This is a genomic window from Rhizobium sp. AN5 (assembly GCF_900215255.1).
Taxonomy (GTDB): Bacteria; Pseudomonadota; Alphaproteobacteria; order Rhizobiales; family Rhizobiaceae; genus Agrobacterium; species Agrobacterium tumefaciens.
The window spans coordinates 1,004,900-1,023,567 of sequence record NZ_OCMJ01000004.1; the positions used below are offsets into that span (position 1 = coordinate 1,004,900).

Below are 18,668 nucleotides of genomic sequence, written 5' to 3' on the forward strand. Positions count from 1 at the left end.
GCGGGCGGGCGGCTTTTCAGGTTCACGAGGAAACATGTTTTGACGCCCTGACGCCATCATGCCGGCACGAAAACCGGGCGGCTTTTCGAAATACTTTTTCGGATAGCCCATTTTTTCGAACCGGCAAGATGTACTTGAAAGTAGGAGAGCGCGCCTGTGTAGCCTCCATCCGGTCACACAGCGCTCCGATACGCGGAATGTGCGCACGAACAGGAAAGCCCGGCCTTCATGGTCGGGCTTTTTGATTCCTCCGACAGGAAATGTCATGCCGCTGTCATGTATCTGACGCAGAAGCCATAGGGTATTTTTTTGGATCCAAGGGGGATTTACAATGGCGTTCCGACTTTCTCAGATGGCTTTGACCGCTGCTCTGCTCACGTCCGCGGCCTTTCCGGCTGCTGCCGAGCCGGTTTTCAACCGCATCGCATCTTTCCCGGTCGTAAAGAACCTGCCGGCGGAAAAGGACGCGAAGGCCGTCACTTCAGCTGAAATCGTAACCGCCAGCGAAGACGGCAAGACGCTGATCTATTCGGACAGCCCGCTTGGCGGCATTGGTTTCGTTGATATCACCGACGCGAAGGCACCAAAGGCTGGCGGCGCGTTGCTGCTGGAAGGCGAACCGACCTCGGTTGCCGTTGCCGGCGCCAAGGTTCTGGCCGGTGTCAACACATCCGAAAACCGCGCCAAGCCGTCCGGCAAACTGGTGACGGTCGATATCGCCACCAAGAAGATTGAAGCGAGCTGCGATCTCGGCGGCCAGCCTGATTCCGTCGCAATTTCCCCGGACAAGACCTTCGCCGCCATCGCGATCGAAAACGAACGCGATGAAGAGGTGAACGAAGGCGCCTTGCCACAGATGCCCGCCGGTTATCTGGTGACGGTCGGTCTGAAGAACGGTGTTGCCGACTGCGCGACGCTGAAGAAGATCGACGTGACCGGCCTTGCCGAAATCTCCCCGGAGGATCCGGAGCCGGAATTCGTCTCGATCAATGCCAATGGCGAGATCGCGCTCACGCTGCAGGAAAACAACCACATCGTTATCATCGACGGTAAGACCGGTACGGTAAAGACGCATTTCTCCGCCGGCACGGTTGATCTGGAAGGCGTCGACACGAAGACGGACGGCCAGATCAAGTTCACCGACAAGCAGGAAGGCCGCAAGCGCGAGCCGGATGCCGTGAAGTGGCTGGACAATGACCGTATCGTCATCGCCAATGAGGGTGACTGGCAGGGCGGTGCACGCGGCTTCACCATCTTCGACAAGACCGGCAAGCTTCTCTATGAAGCCGGTGCCACCCTTGAGCACGCCGCCGCCAGCATCGGCCACTATCCGGAAAAGCGCTCCAAGGCCAAGGGCATCGAGCCGGAAGGTCTGGAAGCGGCAACCTTCGATGGCCAGAAGTACTTCTTCGTTCTTGCCGAGCGCGCGTCTCTCGCTGCGGTCTACAAGGATACGGGCGGCACGCCGGAACTGGTCCAGCTTCTGCCCTCGGGCATTTCGCCAGAAGGCGCCGTCGCCATTCCGTCGCGCAATCTTCTCGTCACTGCCAACGAAGCCGATCTCGTCGAAGATGGCGGCGCTCGCTCGCATGTCATGATCTATGAACGAGCAGAAGGCCAGATTGCCTACCCGCAGCTCGCTTCCGCCACCGTTGACGGCGCACCGATCGGCTGGGGCGCTCTCTCCGGTCTGGTGGGTGATGCTGAAAAGCCTGGCATCCTCTATGCCGTGTCCGATTCGGTCTATGGCAACCAGCCGTCGATCTACACCATCGACGCAACGAAGAAGCCCGCCACCATCACCAGCGTCCTGCGCATCAAGCGCGACGGTATCGCAGCCCAGAAACTCGACATCGAAGGCATTACGCTTGACGGTAAGGGCGGCTTCTGGCTGGCCTCGGAAGGCGACAGTGCCAAGCTCGTGCCCCACGCGCTCTACAACGTCAGCGCCAAGGGCGAGATCAAGGCCGAGATCGCTTTGCCGAAGGAACTGCTGGCCGGCGAAACCCGCTTCGGTTTCGAAGGCGTGACCATGATCGGCAAGGGCGACGACGCGACGCTGTGGATGGCCGTACAGCGCGAATGGGGCACGGACGAGAAGGGTTTCGTCAAGCTCGTTTCCTACAATCCGAAGTCCAAGGAATGGGGCGCCGTGCGTTACCCGCTCGACAAGACCGAGGCAGGCTGGGTCGGCCTTTCTGAAATCACCGCACAGGGCGACTATGTCTATATCGTCGAGCGCGACAACCAGGTCGGTGACAAGGCCAAGATCAAGAAGCTCTACCGCGTCGCGATCGCTGACCTGAAGCCGGGCAAGATCGGTGGCGAACTGCCGCTGGTGGCAAAGCAGGAAGCACATGATTTCCTGCCGGACCTCAAAGCCCAGACGAATGGCTACACCGTTGACAAGCTGGAAGGCTTCACCTTCGACAAGGCAGGAACGGCCTATGCCGTCACTGACAATGACGGCGTCGACGGATCTTCCGGCGAAACGCTGTTCTTTACGGTTGATCTGAAGGCGATCAACTGATCGCTCCGAATAGAATCGCTAATGAGAAAAGCCGGGCATAGCCCGGCTTTTTTGTGCGGCGGAAGAAACCCCGATCTGGAGAATGCCGATTCCCACGATGAGTCGCATACCAGCCGTTAAAACCGGCATGGTCGCGTCGCTATCGCATGATCGAGGGTGTTATCCGGAGGACTTCCATGAATGTGCAGTGGACCAGATCGCTAGAGATCACCGCCCCATGGAATTCTTGCTTTTGGGAGTGCTGTCTTTTTCCGAGTCCTGCTGGACCCACCGGAAAAAAATATAAACAGGCAGCGCAATAAGCGCGAGTGTTACAAACGCGTCGACCGACATGGTTTCATCCATCATTTATACCGTTCATCATGAAACGGCTCGAAAACAATGCATGAAATCTCTTTAAAAAGTCTGAATCTGCTTATTTTTCGGTATGTTGCGGGGTGGCACACCTATTGGAGCCGGCCTGTATGAATGTGGAACAGAAGTGCCGATTTGGCATAGGCTCAAGTCGGAAAAGCCGCTCCACCAGCCCAAGGCCGTGATCGTCTACAGAATCGGGGGCAGGGGCCGTGATTCCCAATGCAGGAAGTTTACGGCAAAACGCACCGGCGTCCGAAACAGCTTCGGCTTGGTAATGCGCACATTTTTAAGAAGCTGGAAAATGGTGGGCGATGAGAGACTCGAACTCCCGACATCCTCGGTGTAAACGAGGCGCTCTACCAACTGAGCTAATCGCCCTTCGCGTCTTGCAGATCGTGTCTGCCGCGTCGGTGGCCGTGATGTATTCGGATCGGAAAAAAACCGCAAGGGCTTTTGTGAAGTTTTTTTGTTTTTTTTCCGGACAGCTTTGCCCATTGCCAGAGGTGATCGGCAAAAAGCCGGGAACTGCGGGCTTTTCGATAAAAACAACGCCCGGCCGTTACCTTTGGCGGTATGCTGGAATCGCGTTACGGACGCCCCGGCTGTGGACAAGTTTTTTGTTTTTGTTGGGAAAAGCCCGGAAAACAGGGCATTCGCTGCAATGCCGGTCAAAGGCCTTTCAGTTTTTTCCAATCAAAATGAAGAAGCTTATTCTTTTGTCGTGAAACCTGCTTGACACCCCCGCACGAACGCCGTAGTTAGCCGCTCAACGAACAGCCGAGGCTAGTTCGTACGGCGAGACTAAGGTCTTGTCGGTCAGGATAAGCGGGTGTAGCTCAGTTGGTTAGAGTGCCGGCCTGTCACGCCGGAGGTCGCGGGTTCGAGCCCCGTCACTCGCGCCATCCTGTTCCTCGGAAAAAACGCAGACGAATGTCTGTGGAGCGCGGGTGTAGCTCAGTCGGTTAGAGTGCCGGCCTGTCACGCCGGAGGTCGCGGGTTCGAGCCCCGTCACTCGCGCCATTTCTCTCACCGAAATGACACTCCCAAACGAAGCGAGCAGGCATCGTCCTGCCATCTCGGCAATGGCGATTTCAGCGTCTGTTTCCGGCATTTGCGAGCGCGGTTTTTCCTGCTGTTTTTAGTCAAGTTTCGATATCGAGAGATCGTCACTTCGCTGCCATTTTGACGTAAAATTCGTGTGACTTTTTTGCGGTTGCGTCGTTCAATCGATTATTATTGTATTTGAGGGGCTTAGCCCGGAATTGTGGCCCAAATTTGCGTCAATTCCGGCAATATTGTTGCCAATCAATGCGGCAGGTGTCTTGAAATGGTGCCTAAACTCTTGCAGAGAGAGCGCGGCTGCGCTAACCACTTTGGCGTTGCAACATATCTGTGCGCCTTTAGACTTTCAGTCGCAAAGGCAGGTCCGGCACCCGGCCGGACAGGGAAGAGACCATGACTGAACTCCTCAGTTCCTATATTCCGATCGCAATCTTTATCGGTATCGCTCTTGTCATTGGCCTGGCGCTTCTCATCGCGCCTTTCGCTGTCGCTTATAAGGCGCCGGACCCGGAAAAGCTCTCCGCTTTCGAGTGCGGTTTCAATGCCTTCGACGACGCCCGCATGAAGTTCGATATCCGGTTTTATCTGGTGTCCATTCTCTTCATCATCTTCGACCTTGAAGTCGCCTTCCTGTTCCCCTGGGCTGTGTCCTTCGGTGATATGGGCTGGTTCGGTTTCTGGTCTATGATGGTGTTCCTCGCCGTTCTCACCATCGGCTTTATCTATGAGTGGAAGAAGGGAGCGCTGGAATGGGCATGAGCCAGAACAACAGCACGCTCGTTGCGCCGCAGCCGAAGGGGATCATCGATCCCGCGACCGGCAAGCCTGTCGGCAGCAACGATGCCTACTTCACGGAAATCAACGACGAGCTGGCCGACAAGGGCTTTCTCGTCACCTCGACCGACGAGCTGATCACCTGGGCGCGTACCGGCTCCCTGATGTGGATGCAGTTCGGTCTTGCCTGCTGCGCCGTCGAGGGTCTGATGCAGGCTTCCGGCCCGCGTTACGACATGGAGCGCTTCGGTGTCGCTCCGCGCGCCTCACCGCGCCAGTCGGACGTGATGATCGTCGCGGGAACGCTGACCAACAAGATGGCGCCGGCACTGCGCAAAGTCTATGACCAGATGCCTGAGCCGCGTTACGTCATCTCCATGGGCTCCTGCGCCAATGGCGGCGGCTATTACCATTATTCCTACGCCGTCGTGCGCGGCTGCGACCGAGTAGTGCCGGTGGATATCTACGTTCCGGGCTGTCCCCCCACGGCGGAGGCGCTGCTTTACGGCGTGCTTCTGCTGCAGAAGAAGATCCGGCGTACCGGTACGATCGAGCGCTAAGGGCAAAGGACGGATTAAGGAATGAGCGAAGCTCTAAACGATCTTGCTGCTTACGTTAAGGAAGCGCGTGGTTCCCTCGTGGTTTCGGCCGATATCGCCTATGGCGAGCTGACGCTGAACACGACGACGGAAAGCGTTATCGCGCTTTTGACGTTCCTGCGTGACGATGTGCAGTGCGGTTTCGTCAACATCATCGATATTTGCGGCGTCGACTGGCCGCAGCGCGAGAAGCGTTTCGACGTCGTCTACCACCTCTTGTCGCCGCGCCAGAATCTGCGCGTGCGCATCAAGCTGCAGGTGGCGGAAGACGAGGGCGTTCCCTCGGCGACCTCCGTTTACATGGGTGCAGACTGGTTCGAACGCGAAGCCTGGGATATGTACGGCATTCCTTTCGAGGGCCATGCGGACCTTCGCCGAATCCTCACCGATTACGGTTTCGAAGGTCATCCGCTGCGCAAGGATTTTCCGGTTACCGGCTTTGTGGAAGTACGCTACGATGACGTTCTGAAGCGGGTTCTCTATGAACCGGTCGAACTGAAGCAGGAATTCCGCAATTTCGATTTCCTCTCTCCCTGGGAGGGGACTGACTATGTTCTCCCGGGTGATGAAAAGGCCAAGCAATGAGCGAAGCCCCCGCGACAGAGCACGGACAATGTCTTTGCGGCGCCGTTGGCTTCAATGCCAGCGTCGGCGCCCGCGAATTCGGCGTTTGCCATTGCTCGATGTGCCGCCGCTGGTCCGGCGGTACGTTTCTGGCTGTCGAATGCGCTGACGTCGCCATCGAGAACGAGGAACATTTCGGTGTTTATACCTCGTCGGAATGGGGCGAGCGCTGCTTCTGCAAGAATTGCGGCAGCACGCTGATGTGGCGCTCCAGAGATGGCAAGCATTTTGCCGTCTCGTTGCAGGCTTTCGACAACCCTTCCAGTTTCCATTTTGCGTCGCAGATTTTCACGGATGAGAAGCCTTCGAGCTATTCTTTCGCGCAAACAACGCAGAACATGACCGGCCCCGAATTCATCGCCATGATCACCTCGGCGGAGCACTAGAATGACTGAGCATAACGTCCGCAATTTCACGATCAACTTCGGTCCGGAACACCCTTCCGCGCACGGCGTGCTGCGTCTGGTTCTGGAACTGGACGGCGAAATCGTCGAGCGCGTCGATCCGCATATCGGTCTTCTGCATCGCGGCACCGAAAAGCTGATCGAGACCAAGACCTACCTTCAGGCGGTGCCTTATTTCGACCGTCTCGACTACGTCGCGCCGATGAACCAGGAACACGCTTTCGCGCTCGCCGTCGAAAAGCTTCTCGGCCTCGAAATCCCTATGCGCGGCCAATTGATCCGCGTGCTTTATTCGGAAATCGGCCGTATCCTGTCGCACATCATGAACGTGACGACTCAGGCCATGGACGTCGGCGCAATGACGCCGCCGGTCTGGGGCTTCGAGGAACGTGAAAAGCTGATGGTGTTCTACGAGCGCGCCTGTGGCGCCCGCATGCACTCGGCCTATGTCCGTCCGGGCGGCGTGCATCAGGATCTGCCGCCGGAGCTGGTGGAAGACATCGGCAAATGGTGCGATCCCTTCATTACCGTTCTCGACAATATCGAAGGCCTGTTGACCGACAACCGCATCTACAAGCAGCGTAACGTCGATATCGGCGTCGTCTCGCTTGAAGACGCCTTTGCCTGGGGTTTCACGGGCGTCATGGTGCGCGGTTCGGGTGCTGCCTGGGATTTGCGTCGCGCGCAGCCCTACGAGTGCTATTCCGATCTGGAGTTCGATATCCCCGTCGGCAAGAACGGTGACTGCTATGACCGTTACCTGATCCGCATGCAGGAAATGCGCGAATCGGTGAAGATCATGAAGCAGTGCGTCGATCTTCTCTCCGGCAAGCACCGCATCGGCCCGGTCTCCTCGCTGGATGGCAAGGTGGTTCCGCCCAAGCGCGGCGAGATGAAGCGTTCGATGGAAGCTCTTATCCATCACTTCAAGCTCTATACCGAAGGCTATCACGTTCCGGCCGGCGAAGTTTACGCCGCCGTCGAAGCGCCGAAGGGCGAGTTCGGCGTCTACGTGGTCGCCGATGGTTCGAACAAGCCCTACCGCTGCAAGATCCGCGCGCCGGGTTATGCACATTTGCAGGCGATGGATTTCCTGTGCAAGGGCCATCAGCTTGCCGACGTTACAGCCGTGCTCGGCTCCCTCGACATCGTGTTCGGGGAGGTCGACCGCTGATGCGTCTGCCGCTGGCCATTTTGGCTTTTCTTGCTGCGATGTCGACCTCCGTTCTCGCCCAGACGGCGACGGACGAGGGGAACATTTCGCTGGCAGGCAGCGGTGGTTCCACCATCAAGCAGCTTCTGTCATCGGGATACGAGATCAAGGCCTCGGTTCCCAATGGCAGCAAGTTCATCGTGTTCATGCAGAAAGACAAGGCGGCTTATGCCTGCGAATTCGTCACGGTGGCGAGATCGCGTTGTGAGACGTTAAACTGAAAAGGCGTGAGGAAGTATGTCCGTTCGTCGACTAGCCGAAGATCAGTTCCAGCCCGTGGCATTTGCCTTTAATGCGGATAACACCGCATGGGCGGAAAAGACGATCCAGAAATATCCGGAGGGACGCCAGCAATCGGCGGTTATCCCGCTGCTCATGCGTGCGCAGGAGCAGGACGGCTGGGTTACCCGCGCCGCCATCGAAAAAATCGCCGACATGCTGGATATGGCCTATATCCGCGTCATGGAAGTGGCGACCTTCTACACCCAGTTCCAGCTGAAGCCCGTCGGCACACGCGCCCATGTTCAGGTTTGCGGCACCACGCCCTGCATGCTGCGCGGTTCGGAAGCGCTGATGGATGTCTGCCGCAAGAAGATCCACCACGATCCGCTGCACACCAACGAGAGCGGCACGCTGTCCTGGGAAGAAGTGGAATGTCAGGGCGCCTGCGTCAACGCGCCGATGGTCATCATCTTCAAGGATGCCTATGAGGATCTGACGCCCGAGCGCCTGGAAGAGATCATCGACACGTTCGAGGCAGGCAAGGGCGACACGGTCAAGACAGGTCCCCAGATCGACCGTCACCAGTCGGTGCCCGTTGGCGGCCTGACAACGCTGACGGAAGAGATCAAGCCAGATCGCTCCAATCTCGACAAGCCTGCCGAAGCTGCGGCGGAAGCAGCACCCGTTCTGCCTTCGAATACTGCAAAGCCGAAGACGGACGCACCGGAAACCGATCCGAAGCTGAAGACGCCTGCGAACGAGCCCAAGGCTGCTGCGGAAAACGCAAAGGCAGGGGAACAGCAATCGGCAGGCAAGGAAGCGACAGCGTCCAGACCGTCGCTTGAGTCGGCCGACCGTCCGGCAGGCATTGAAAAGCCCGCTGCGCCCGATGACCTGAAACTCATTTCAGGCGTTGGCCCGAAGATCGAAGGCACGCTTAACGAGCTCGGTATCTTCACCTATGCGCAGATTGCCGGCTGGAAGAAGGCCGAGTGCGACTGGGTGGACGGTTATCTGAATTTCAAGGGCCGCATCGAACGCGATGAGTGGATCAAGCAGGCCGAGGCGCTCGCCAAGGGTGGCGAAGCCGAGTATATCAGGGTCTTCGGCAAGAAGCCGCGGTAAAGGGTGAAGCATGTTAAAAGATCAGGATCGCATCTTTACCAATCTCTACGGCCTAAAGGACAAGTCCCTGAAGGGCGTGAGGGCGCGCGGCCACTGGGATGGCACCAAGCAGATCATCGAAAAGGGTCGTGACTGGATCATCAATGAGATGAAGGCTTCCGGCCTTCGCGGTCGCGGCGGAGCAGGCTTCCCGACGGGTCTCAAGTGGTCCTTCATGCCCAAGGAAAGCGACGGCCGTCCGCATTATCTCGTGGTCAACGCCGACGAATCCGAGCCCGGCACCTGCAAGGACCGCGAAATCCTTCGCAACGATCCGCATACGCTGATCGAAGGCTGCGTGATCGCCGGTTTCGCCATGGGTGCACACACCGCCTATATCTACGTGCGCGGCGAATATATGCGCGAGCGTGAGGCGCTTCAGGCGGCCATCGACGAATGTTACGATGCCGGCCTGCTCGGCAAGAACAACAAGAACGGCTGGGATTTCGACATCTACGTCCATCACGGCGCAGGTGCCTATATCTGCGGCGAAGAGACGGCACTGCTCGAAAGCCTCGAGGGCAAGAAGGGCCAGCCGCGCCTGAAGCCGCCGTTCCCGGCCAATATGGGTCTTTACGGTTGCCCGACGACCGTCAACAACGTCGAATCCATCGCTGTTGCTCCGACCATTCTGCGCCGAGGTGCGGCATGGTTCTCGTCTATCGGCCGTCCGAACAATGTCGGCACCAAGCTGTTCATGGTCTCCGGCCATGTCGAGCGTCCATGCACCTTCGAAGATGCGCTGGGCCTGTCCTTCCATGAGCTGATCGAACACCATTGCGGTGGCATTCGCGGCGGCTGGGACAATCTGCTTGGCGTCATCCCCGGCGGCGCATCCTGCCCCATCGTGCGCGGTGAGGACATGAAGGACGCCATCATGGACTTCGACGGCATGCGCGAAGTGAAGTCGTCCTTCGGCACCGGCGGCATGATCGTCATGGACAAGTCCACCGACGTCATCAAGGCGATCGCCCGCATCGCGGCGTTCTTCAAGCATGAAAGCTGCGGCCAGTGCACGCCGTGCCGTGAAGGCACCGGCTGGATGTGGCGTGTGCTGGAACGCATGGTGAAAGGCAACGCGCAGAAGCGCGAAATCGACATGCTGTTCGAAGTGACGAAGCAGATCGAAGGCCACACCATCTGTGCGCTCGGCGACGCCGCCGCATGGCCGGTACAGGCGCTGATCCGCAATTTCCGTCCGGAAATCGAAAAGCGCATCGACCAATATACCTACAGGGCCATGGATGATGGCGCTGTTCTGGAAGCTGCCGAATAAGCTTTTCGCAGTTTGCATGCGGCGCGGGGATGATCCCGGCGCCGGAAAACCATGAAGCGCCTGACCGACGAGATGAAGTGTCGGGCGCGATTAAGGATTTGTTGCGGACCGTGTGAGAGACACGGGACGAACAGGCAACAGGACGTAAGTAGAACCATGGCAAAGCTCAAGGTTGACGGTAAAGAGATCGAGGTTCCGGATCATTTCACGCTGTTGCAGGCGTGCGAGGAGGCTGGTGCTGAAGTTCCGCGCTTTTGTTTTCATGAGCGCTTGTCGGTCGCGGGTAACTGCCGCATGTGTCTAATCGAGGTGAAGGGCGGACCGCCCAAGCCCGCCGCATCCTGCGCCATGGGCGTGCGCGACGTTCGCGGCGGCCCGAATGGCGAATTGCCCGAGGTCTTCACCAACACGCCGATGGTCAAGAAGGCCCGCGAAGGCGTGATGGAGTTCCTTCTCATCAACCACCCGCTCGATTGCCCGATCTGCGACCAGGGCGGCGAATGCGACCTGCAGGACCAGGCCATGGCCTTCGGTATTGCCGGTTCGCGCTACGCGGAAAACAAGCGTGCGGTTGAAGACAAATATATCGGCCCGCTCGTCAAGACGGTGATGAACCGCTGCATCCACTGCACGCGCTGCGTCCGTTTCACCACGGAAGTTGCCGGCATCGCCGAACTCGGCCTCATCGGCCGCGGCGAGGACGCTGAAATCACCACCTATCTCGAGCAGGCGATGACCTCAGAGCTTCAGGGCAACGTCGTCGATCTTTGCCCGGTCGGTGCGCTCACCTCCAAGCCTTTCGCTTTCACTGCCCGTCCGTGGGAACTGAACAAGACCGAAACCATCGACGTGATGGACGCTCTCGGTTCGGCAATCCGCGTCGATACCCGTGGCCGCGAAGTCATGCGCGTCATGCCGCGTGTAAACGAGGCAATCAACGAAGAGTGGATCTCCGACAAGAGCCGCTTCATCTGGGACGGCCTGAAGACACAGCGTCTCGACCGCCCTTATGTCCGCAAGGATGGCCGCTTGCAGCCCGCAAGCTGGGGCGAAGCCTTCGGCGCTATCAAGCAGGCGGTTGCCGCAACCAGCGGCAGCAAGATCGGTGCGATTGCCGGTGACCTTGCTTCCGTCGAGGAAATGTTCGCGCTGAAGTCGCTTCTGGCGTCGCTCGGCTCGGCCAATGTCGATTGCCGTCAGGATGGCGCAGCGCTTGATCCGTCTTTGGGCCGCGCCAGCTACCTGTTCAATTCCACAATCGAAGGCATCGAGCACGCGGATGCGCTGCTGATCGTCGGCGCCAACCCGCGTTACGAAGCTGCCGTGCTCAATGCACGCATTCGCAAGCGCTGGCGTCGCGGCGGTTTCCCGATCGGCGTGATCGGCGAAGCCGGTGAGCTGCGCTACAACTACGAATATCTCGGTTCCGGCGCGGAAACGCTTTCCGATCTCGCCAATGGCTCTCACAGCTTCGTTGAGAAGCTGAAGTCCGCCAAGAACCCGCTGATCATCATCGGCCAGGGTGCTCTGGCGCGTGCCGATGGCGCAGCTGTCCTTGCTGCTGCTGCGAAGCTTGCCGTTTCGGTTGGCGCCATAAGCGAAGAGTGGAACGGTTTCTCTGTGCTTCACACCGCCGCTGCCCGCGTCGGTGGTCTCGACATCGGCTTCGTGCCGGGCGAGGGCGCTGCTGCTGCCGCTGAGATGGTGACGTCCATGGACGTTCTCTTCCTGCTCGGCGCCGATGAAATCGACCTGTCGAACAAGGGCGCCAAGTTCACCGTCTATATCGGCAGCCACGGCGACCATGGCGCGATGAACGCCGACGTCATCCTTCCGGGTGCGGCCTATACCGAAAAGTCCGGTATCTGGGTCAACACCGAAGGCCGCGTTCAGGTGGGCAACCGTGCCGGTTTCGCGCCGGGCGAGGCCCGTGAAGACTGGGCGATCCTGCGTGCGCTTTCCGACGTGCTCGGCAAGAAGCTGCCGTTCGATTCGCTGTCGGCGCTGCGCGGACAGCTCTATGTCGCGCATCCGCATCTGGCTGAAACCGATGAGATCGTTGCCGGCAACGGCGCGGATGTCGAGGCACTTGCCGCTCGCGCGGGCAACCTCAACAAGTCGGCGTTTGCCTCGCCGGTAAAAGACTTTTATTTGACGAACCCGATTGCGCGCGCATCCGCCGTCATGGCCGAGTGTTCCGCATTGGCCCGCAACAATTTCCAGGCTGCGGCAGAGTAAGGGTAGGGGATTATGGAATCGTTTTTCTGGAGCTACGTCTGGCCCGCGCTGATCATGGTCGGCCAGTCCCTGCTGCTTCTCGTTTGCCTTCTGGTGGCCATCGCCTTCCTTCTGCTTGCCGACCGCAAGGTCTGGGCAGCCGTGCAGTTGCGCCGTGGTCCCAACGTCGTCGGCCCCTTTGGTCTGTTCCAGTCCTTCGCCGACCTTTTGAAATTCATCCTGAAGGAACCCGTCATTCCGGCGGGTGCCAACAAGGCGGTCTTCCTTCTGGCGCCGCTGGTTGCCGTAACGCTGGCGCTCGCCACCTACGCGGTCATCCCCTTCGCCGATGGCTGGGTCGTTGCCAATATCAATGTCGGCATTCTCTACATTTTCGCGATTTCCTCGCTTGAAGTATACGGCATCATCATGGGCGGCTGGGCTTCGAACTCGAAGTACCCGTTCCTCGGCGCGCTTCGTTCCGCGGCGCAGATGGTGTCCTACGAAGTGTCGATCGGCCTCGTCATCGTCACCGTGCTTCTGTGCGTCGGCTCGCTCAACCTGACGGATATCGTTCTGGCGCAGCGTACCGGCCTCGGCACGATGATCGGTCTGCCGGCCTCGTTCCTCGACTGGCACTGGCTGTCGCTGTTCCCGATGTTCATCGTGTTCTTCATCTCGGGCCTTGCCGAAACCAACCGTCCGCCCTTCGACCTTCCGGAAGCGGAGTCGGAACTGGTTGCCGGTCACATGGTCGAATATGGCTCGACGCCTTACATGATGTTCATGCTCGGCGAATATGCTGCGATCGTCCTGATCTGCTGCCTGACGACGATCCTGTTCCTTGGTGGCTGGCTGCCTATCGTGGATGTGTGGTTCCTGAACTGGATTCCGGGCATTGTCTGGTTCGCGCTCAAGGGCTGCATGGTTTTCTTCATGATCGCTCTGGTGAAGGCCTTCGTTCCGCGTTACCGCTATGACCAGCTCATGCGCCTTGGCTGGAAGGTGTTCCTGCCGCTGTCGCTCGCCATGGTCGTTATTGTTGCATTCGTATTGAAGCTGACGGGGTGGGCCGGTTGATGTCCGTACTCCTCGCTCAGAAATCTGGAGTTTGAGATGGCAAGCCTTTCCCAAGCCGTCAATTCACTGTTCCTCAAGGAGTTCGTCGGTGCGATCTTCCTGACGATGCGCCACTTCTTCAAGCAGAAGGCCACGGTGAATTATCCTTTCGAAAAGGGCCCGGTGTCTCCGCGCTTCCGCGGCGAGCATGCGCTGCGCCGTTATCCGAACGGTGAAGAGCGCTGCATCGCCTGCAAGCTGTGTGAGGCGATCTGTCCCGCTCAGGCGATCACCATCGAAGCCGGTCCGCGCCGCAATGACGGCACCCGCCGCACGGTGCGTTACGACATCGACATGGTGAAGTGCATCTATTGCGGTTTCTGCCAGGAAGCCTGCCCGGTGGATGCCATCGTCGAAGGCCCGAACTTCGAATTCGCGACGGAAACCCGCGAGGAGCTTTATTTCGACAAGCAGAGGCTTCTCGACAATGGCGACCGCTGGGAGCGTGAAATTGCGCGCAACCTCGCACTGGATGCGCCTTACCGTTAAGGCGCAACCGTCTTTCCGGGGGAGACCCCGGGAAGCGAAGAAAGAGAAAAAGAGCCTGCACGGTTACCGCCGGCGGGGACGAAACGGGTAGAGCGCGCGATTGCGCGGTCTTTGCCCGGATGAGGACAAGAAGGCACCAACATGGGTCTGCACGCTGTATTCTTTTATATATTCGCTTTCGTCGCCGTGGCGTCTGCGTTCATGGTCATCGCATCGAAGAACCCTGTTCATTCGGTGCTGTTTCTGATTTTGACCTTCTTCAACGCAGCCGCGCTGTTCCTGCTGACGGGGGCCGAATTCCTCGCCATGATCCTACTCGTCGTTTATGTCGGCGCGGTGGCGGTTCTCTTCCTCTTCGTCGTCATGATGCTGGATGTGGATTTTGCGGAGCTGCGCTCCGGCGTGCTGCAATATGCGCCGATCGGTGCGCTGATCGGTATCATCCTCGCGGCTGAACTGATCGTCGTGGTCGGCGGCAGCGTGCTCAACCCGCAGGCGGCCAAATCGATTACCATGCCGATCCCGTCACCGGCCGTGCGCACCAATACGGCCGCGCTGGGCGACGTGCTCTATACCAATTACGTCTACTTCTTCCAGCTTGCCGGTCTCGTGCTGCTGGTGGCCATGATCGGCGCCATCGTGCTGACGCTGCGTCACCGCACCGACATCAAGCGGCAGAACATATCCACGCAGGTCGGCCGTGACCCGAAGACCGCCGTCACCACGGTCAAGGTCAAGCCGGGCCAGGGCATCTGAAGGCGCGAACGGATCCAAGGAAACAGAATATGGAAATCGGTCTTTCCCACTACCTGACGGTCAGCGCGATCCTCTTCACGATCGGCATCTTCGGTATCTTCCTCAACCGGAAGAACGTCATCGTCATCCTCATGTCGATCGAGCTCATCCTGTTGGCGGTGAACATCAACATGGTGGCGTTCTCGGCTTTCCTGAACGACATCGTCGGCCAGGTCTTCGCACTGTTCATTCTGACCGTCGCAGCCGCCGAAGCGGCCATCGGTCTTGCAATACTCGTTGTCTTCTACCGCAACCGCGGATCGATCGCTGTCGAAGACGTCAATATGATGAAGGGCTGATAAGGCTATGATCTACAAGGCTATCGTCTTTCTTCCCCTGATCGGCTTCCTGATTGCCGGCCTGTTTGGCCGGTCGATCGGCGCCAAGGCTTCGGAATATGTCACCACCGGTCTGATGATCGTGGTCGCCGTCCTGTCGTGGATCGTCTTCTTCTCCCTCGCGCTTGCCCATGGCGAGCCGGGCGAGGTGATCAAGGTCACCGTGCTGCGCTGGATCCAGTCCGGCGGCATCGACGTCGAATGGGCGTTCCGCATCGATACGCTGACGGCCGTCATGTTCGTCGTCGTCAACACCGTTTCGACGCTGGTGCACCTCTATTCGATCGGATACATGCACCACGATCCGCATCGTCCGCGCTTCTTTGCCTATCTTTCGCTGTTCACCTTCGCCATGCTGATGCTGGTGACCTCCGACAACCTGCTGCAGATGTTCTTCGGCTGGGAAGGCGTGGGTCTGGCGTCGTACCTGCTGATCGGTTTCTGGTTCAAGAAGCCTTCGGCGTCTGCTGCTGCCATGAAGGCGTTCATCGTCAACCGTGTTGGCGACTTCGGCTTCATTCTCGGCATATCAGGCGTCTTCGTGCTGTTCGGCTCGATCAATTTCGAGACCATCTTCGCTGCCGCCAGCACCTATCTGCCGGCTGAGGGTGCAGCTTCCACCGAAACCGTCATCAACCTGTTCGGCATGCAGCTGGACAAGGCCAATGCGATGACGGGCGTCTGCCTGCTGCTCTTCATGGGCGCCATGGGTAAGTCGGCGCAGTTCCTGCTGCACACCTGGCTGCCGGACGCGATGGAAGGCCCGACCCCTGTGTCCGCCCTCATTCACGCCGCAACCATGGTCACCGCCGGTGTCTTCCTCGTTGCCCGCATGTCGCCGCTGTTCGAATTGTCGCATGATGCGCTCACCGTCGTGACGCTGGTCGGCGCCATCACCGCCTTCTTCGCAGCGACCGTTGGTCTCGTGCAGAACGATATCAAGCGCGTGATTGCGTATTCGACCTGCTCGCAGCTCGGTTACATGTTCGTGGCACTCGGCGTCGGCGCTTATGGCGCGGCCGTGTTCCACCTCTTCACGCATGCCTTCTTCAAGGCACTGCTGTTCTTGTGCGCCGGTTCGGTCATCCATGCCGTCGATGGCGAGCAGGACATGCGTTACATGGGCGGCCTGCGCAAACATATTCCCATCACCTTCTGGACAATGACCGTCGGCACGCTGGCGCTGACCGGTGTAGGTATTCCGGGCACGATGATCGGCTTTGCCGGCTTCTTCTCGAAGGACGTGATCATCGAATCCGCTTATGCGTCCCATTCGGTGCTGTCGGGTTTTGCCTTCACGCTGCTGGTCATCGCCGCGCTGTTCACCAGCTTCTATTCCTGGCGTCTGGCGTTCATGACCTTCTTCGGCAAGCCGCGCGCTTCCGCTGACGTGATGCACCATGTGCATGAATCGCCGATGGTCATGCTGATCCCGCTCTTCATCCTCACCGTCGGCGCGATCTTCGCCGGTGTTGTCTTCGAAGGTTATTTCTTCGGTCATGAATATGCCGAGTTCTGGAAGGGTGCTCTCTTCACGCTTCCGGAAAATGAAATCCTTGACGAGTTCCACCATGTTCCGCTGTGGGTCAAGTGGAGCCCGTTCTTCGCCATGGCGCTTGGTTTCGTCACCGCATGGTACATGTATATCAAGTCGCCGGAGACGCCGAAGCGTCTGGCAGCGACCCATCGCGGCCTCTACCAGTTCCTCTTGAACAAGTGGTACTTCGACGAGCTTTACGACTTCCTCTTCGTGCGTTCCGCAAAGGCGCTTGGCCGCTTCCTGTGGAAGAAGGGCGACGTGGCCGTCATCGACCATTATGGACCGAACGGCATTGCAGCGCGTGTGGTTGACGTGACCAACCGCATGGTCCGCCTGCAATCCGGTTACCTTTATCACTATGCCTTTGCGATGCTGATCGGCATCGCGGCGCTTGTCACCTGGATGATGCTCGGGAGTGCGTTTTGATGACCGATTGGCCAATTCTTTCAACGGTCACCTTTCTGCCGCTCGTCGGCGTGGTGCTCTTGCTGCTGACCAATGAGAACGGCCCTTACGGTCGCCGCAACATTCTCAACGTCTCGCTGCTGACGACCGTTTTCACCTTCCTGGTGTCGCTGTTCGTCTGGATCGGCTTCGATAATTCGAACCCCGGTTTCCAGATGGTGGAAAAACACGCATGGTTCGGCAACATCGCCGCCTATCATCTGGGCGTCGACGGCATCTCCATGCTGTTCGTCATCCTCACCACCTTCCTCATGCCTTTCTGCGTGCTGGCAAGCTGGCAGTCGGTTGAAAAGCGCATCAAGGAATACATGATCGCCTTCCTGCTTCTGGAAGTCGTCATGATCGGCGTCTTCGTGGCGCTGGATACGGTTCTTTTCTACGTCTTCTTCGAAGCAACGCTGATCCCGATGTTCATCATCATCGGCGTCTGGGGCGGCAAGGATCGCGTCTACGCGTCCTACAAGTTCTTCCTCTACACGCTGCTCGGCTCGGTTCTGACCATGCTCGCCATCATGGCGATGTACTGGCAGTCCGGCACAACAGACATGACCGAACTTCTGAAATACGGCTTCCCGGCCGGCATGCAGACGTGGCTATGGCTTGCCTGTTTCGCGGCCTTCTCGGTCAAGATGCCGATGTGGCCGGTGCATACCTGGCTGCCGGATGCGCACGTGCAGGCGCCGACCGCAGGTTCCGTCATTCTGGCAGGCGTCATGCTGAAGCTTGGCGGTTACGGTTTCATCCGTTTCTCGCTGTCGATGTTCCCCTTGGCGTCGGACTATTTCGCACCCTTCGTTTTCACGCTGTCGGTTCTCGCCATCATCTACACCTCGCTGGTGGCGATGATGCAGGACGACATCAAGAAGCTGATCGCCTATTCCTCCGTCGCCCACATGGGTTACGTGACCATGGGCATCTTCGCAGCCAATGTGCAGGGCGTGCAGGGCGCAATCTTCCAGATGCTGTCGCACGGCATCGTGTCGGGTGCGCTCTTCCTCTGCGTCGGCGTCGTTTACGATCGGCTGCATACCCGTGAGATCTCGGCCTATGGCGGTCTCGTGAACAACATGCCGAAATATGCCGTCGCCTTCATGATCTTCACCATGGCCAATGTCGGTCTGCCCGGAACCTCCGGCTTCGTCGGTGAATTCCTGACGCTGATCGGCGTATTCCGCGCCAACACGCTGGTCGCGCTGTTTGCGGCAACCGGCGTCATCCTCTCGGCCGCTTACGCGCTTTGGCTCTACCGCCGCGTGATTTTCGGTGCGCTTGAGAAGGAAAGCCTGAAATCGATGCTCGATCTGTCGACCCGCGAAAAGGTCATCCTTTATCCGCTGGTTGCGCTGACGATCTTCTTCGGCGTCTATCCGGCTCCGGTTTTCGATGCGACAGCCGCTTCGGTCGATCTTCTGGTAAACAACTATACGGCTGCATTGCAGGCGGCGCAAAATGTTGCGCTTTCTATGAATTGACGACAGGA

17 protein-coding genes and 3 tRNA genes are annotated in these 18,668 nt (G+C 58.6%); 19 read left to right on the forward strand and 1 reads right to left on the reverse strand.

Annotation, left to right across the window (positions count from 1 at the left end; all coding sequences use genetic code 11):
• The first annotated feature begins 331 nt into the window (after positions 1–331).
• Positions 332–2,530 (forward strand): esterase-like activity of phytase family protein, encoded by a 2,199-nt coding sequence (locus tag CRP02_RS17370; RefSeq protein WP_097171819.1) that lies wholly within the window; start codon positions 332–334, stop codon positions 2,528–2,530.
• Between the two features lie 659 nt (positions 2,531–3,189).
• Here the strand turns inward: CRP02_RS17370 and CRP02_RS17375 are convergent.
• A tRNA-Val gene (locus tag CRP02_RS17375) sits at positions 3,190–3,265 on the reverse strand.
• 109 nt (positions 3,266–3,374) lie between these two features.
• Between CRP02_RS17375 and CRP02_RS17380 the strand changes: the two genes are divergently transcribed.
• The 18 genes from CRP02_RS17380 to CRP02_RS17465 all read left to right on the forward strand — a co-directional run bounded on the left by CRP02_RS17380 (position 3,375) and on the right by CRP02_RS17465 (position 18,660).
• Complete coding sequence (locus CRP02_RS17380; RefSeq protein ID WP_143539326.1) at positions 3,375–3,623, forward strand: hypothetical protein; 249 nt, start codon at positions 3,375–3,377, stop codon at positions 3,621–3,623.
• An 89-nt stretch (positions 3,624–3,712) separates the two neighbouring features.
• A tRNA-Asp gene (locus tag CRP02_RS17385) sits at positions 3,713–3,789 on the forward strand.
• A gap of 41 nt (positions 3,790–3,830) precedes the next feature.
• Positions 3,831–3,907 (forward strand) — tRNA-Asp (locus tag CRP02_RS17390).
• A 435-nt stretch (positions 3,908–4,342) separates the two neighbouring features.
• Positions 4,343–4,708, forward strand: coding sequence for an NADH-quinone oxidoreductase subunit A (locus CRP02_RS17395; protein WP_003512653.1), 366 nt, complete (start codon positions 4,343–4,345; stop codon positions 4,706–4,708).
• Positions 4,699–5,283: a NuoB/complex I 20 kDa subunit family protein gene (locus tag CRP02_RS17400; protein ID WP_003512655.1), complete on the forward strand. Its 585-nt coding sequence runs from the start codon at positions 4,699–4,701 to the stop codon at positions 5,281–5,283. The genes CRP02_RS17395 and CRP02_RS17400 overlap by 10 nt, the downstream gene beginning before the upstream one ends.
• Before the next feature lie 21 nt (positions 5,284–5,304).
• Complete coding sequence (locus tag CRP02_RS17405; RefSeq protein WP_003512657.1) at positions 5,305–5,907, forward strand: NADH-quinone oxidoreductase subunit C; 603 nt, start codon at positions 5,305–5,307, stop codon at positions 5,905–5,907.
• A complete protein-coding gene (locus tag CRP02_RS17410; protein ID WP_097171821.1) occupies positions 5,904–6,332 on the forward strand; it encodes a GFA family protein in 429 nt (142 codons plus the stop codon). The genes CRP02_RS17405 and CRP02_RS17410 overlap by 4 nt, the downstream gene beginning before the upstream one ends.
• 1 nt (position 6,333) lies before the next feature.
• Entirely contained in the window at positions 6,334–7,524 is a 1,191-nt protein-coding gene (locus tag CRP02_RS17415; protein ID WP_003512668.1) for an NADH-quinone oxidoreductase subunit D, read from the forward strand.
• A complete protein-coding gene (locus tag CRP02_RS17420) occupies positions 7,524–7,784 on the forward strand; it encodes a hypothetical protein (protein WP_097171822.1) in 261 nt (86 codons plus the stop codon). Before CRP02_RS17415 ends, CRP02_RS17420 begins: the two co-directional genes overlap by 1 nt.
• Positions 7,785–7,800: 16 nt before the next feature.
• Positions 7,801–8,910: an NADH-quinone oxidoreductase subunit E gene (locus CRP02_RS17425; protein ID WP_097171823.1), complete on the forward strand. Its 1,110-nt coding sequence runs from the start codon at positions 7,801–7,803 to the stop codon at positions 8,908–8,910.
• 10 nt (positions 8,911–8,920) lie between these two features.
• Entirely contained in the window at positions 8,921–10,225 is a 1,305-nt protein-coding gene (nuoF, locus tag CRP02_RS17430; RefSeq protein ID WP_097171824.1) for an NADH-quinone oxidoreductase subunit NuoF, read from the forward strand.
• Positions 10,226–10,381: 156 nt separating this feature from the next.
• A complete protein-coding gene (gene nuoG / locus CRP02_RS17435; RefSeq protein ID WP_097171825.1) occupies positions 10,382–12,463 on the forward strand; it encodes an NADH-quinone oxidoreductase subunit NuoG in 2,082 nt (693 codons plus the stop codon).
• Positions 12,464–12,475: 12 nt separating this feature from the next.
• Positions 12,476–13,522: an NADH-quinone oxidoreductase subunit NuoH gene (nuoH, locus tag CRP02_RS17440; protein ID WP_013635951.1), complete on the forward strand. Its 1,047-nt coding sequence runs from the start codon at positions 12,476–12,478 to the stop codon at positions 13,520–13,522.
• A gap of 36 nt (positions 13,523–13,558) precedes the next feature.
• Entirely contained in the window at positions 13,559–14,050 is a 492-nt protein-coding gene (nuoI, locus tag CRP02_RS17445) for an NADH-quinone oxidoreductase subunit NuoI (RefSeq protein ID WP_003512679.1), read from the forward strand.
• Between the two features lie 141 nt (positions 14,051–14,191).
• Positions 14,192–14,806, forward strand: coding sequence for an NADH-quinone oxidoreductase subunit J (locus CRP02_RS17450; protein ID WP_003512680.1), 615 nt, complete (start codon positions 14,192–14,194; stop codon positions 14,804–14,806).
• A 29-nt stretch (positions 14,807–14,835) separates the two neighbouring features.
• On the forward strand, positions 14,836–15,144 hold the full coding sequence (nuoK, locus tag CRP02_RS17455; protein ID WP_003496445.1) for an NADH-quinone oxidoreductase subunit NuoK: 309 nt from the start codon (positions 14,836–14,838) through the stop codon (positions 15,142–15,144).
• A gap of 7 nt (positions 15,145–15,151) precedes the next feature.
• The gene (gene nuoL / locus CRP02_RS17460; protein ID WP_097171826.1) at positions 15,152–17,149 is read left to right on the forward strand and encodes an NADH-quinone oxidoreductase subunit L; all 1,998 of its coding nucleotides are present in this window, start codon (positions 15,152–15,154) and stop codon (positions 17,147–17,149) included.
• On the forward strand, positions 17,149–18,660 hold the full coding sequence (locus CRP02_RS17465) for an NADH-quinone oxidoreductase subunit M (RefSeq protein WP_013635953.1): 1,512 nt from the start codon (positions 17,149–17,151) through the stop codon (positions 18,658–18,660). The genes nuoL and CRP02_RS17465 overlap by 1 nt, the downstream gene beginning before the upstream one ends.
• Positions 18,661–18,668 lie beyond the last annotated feature (8 nt).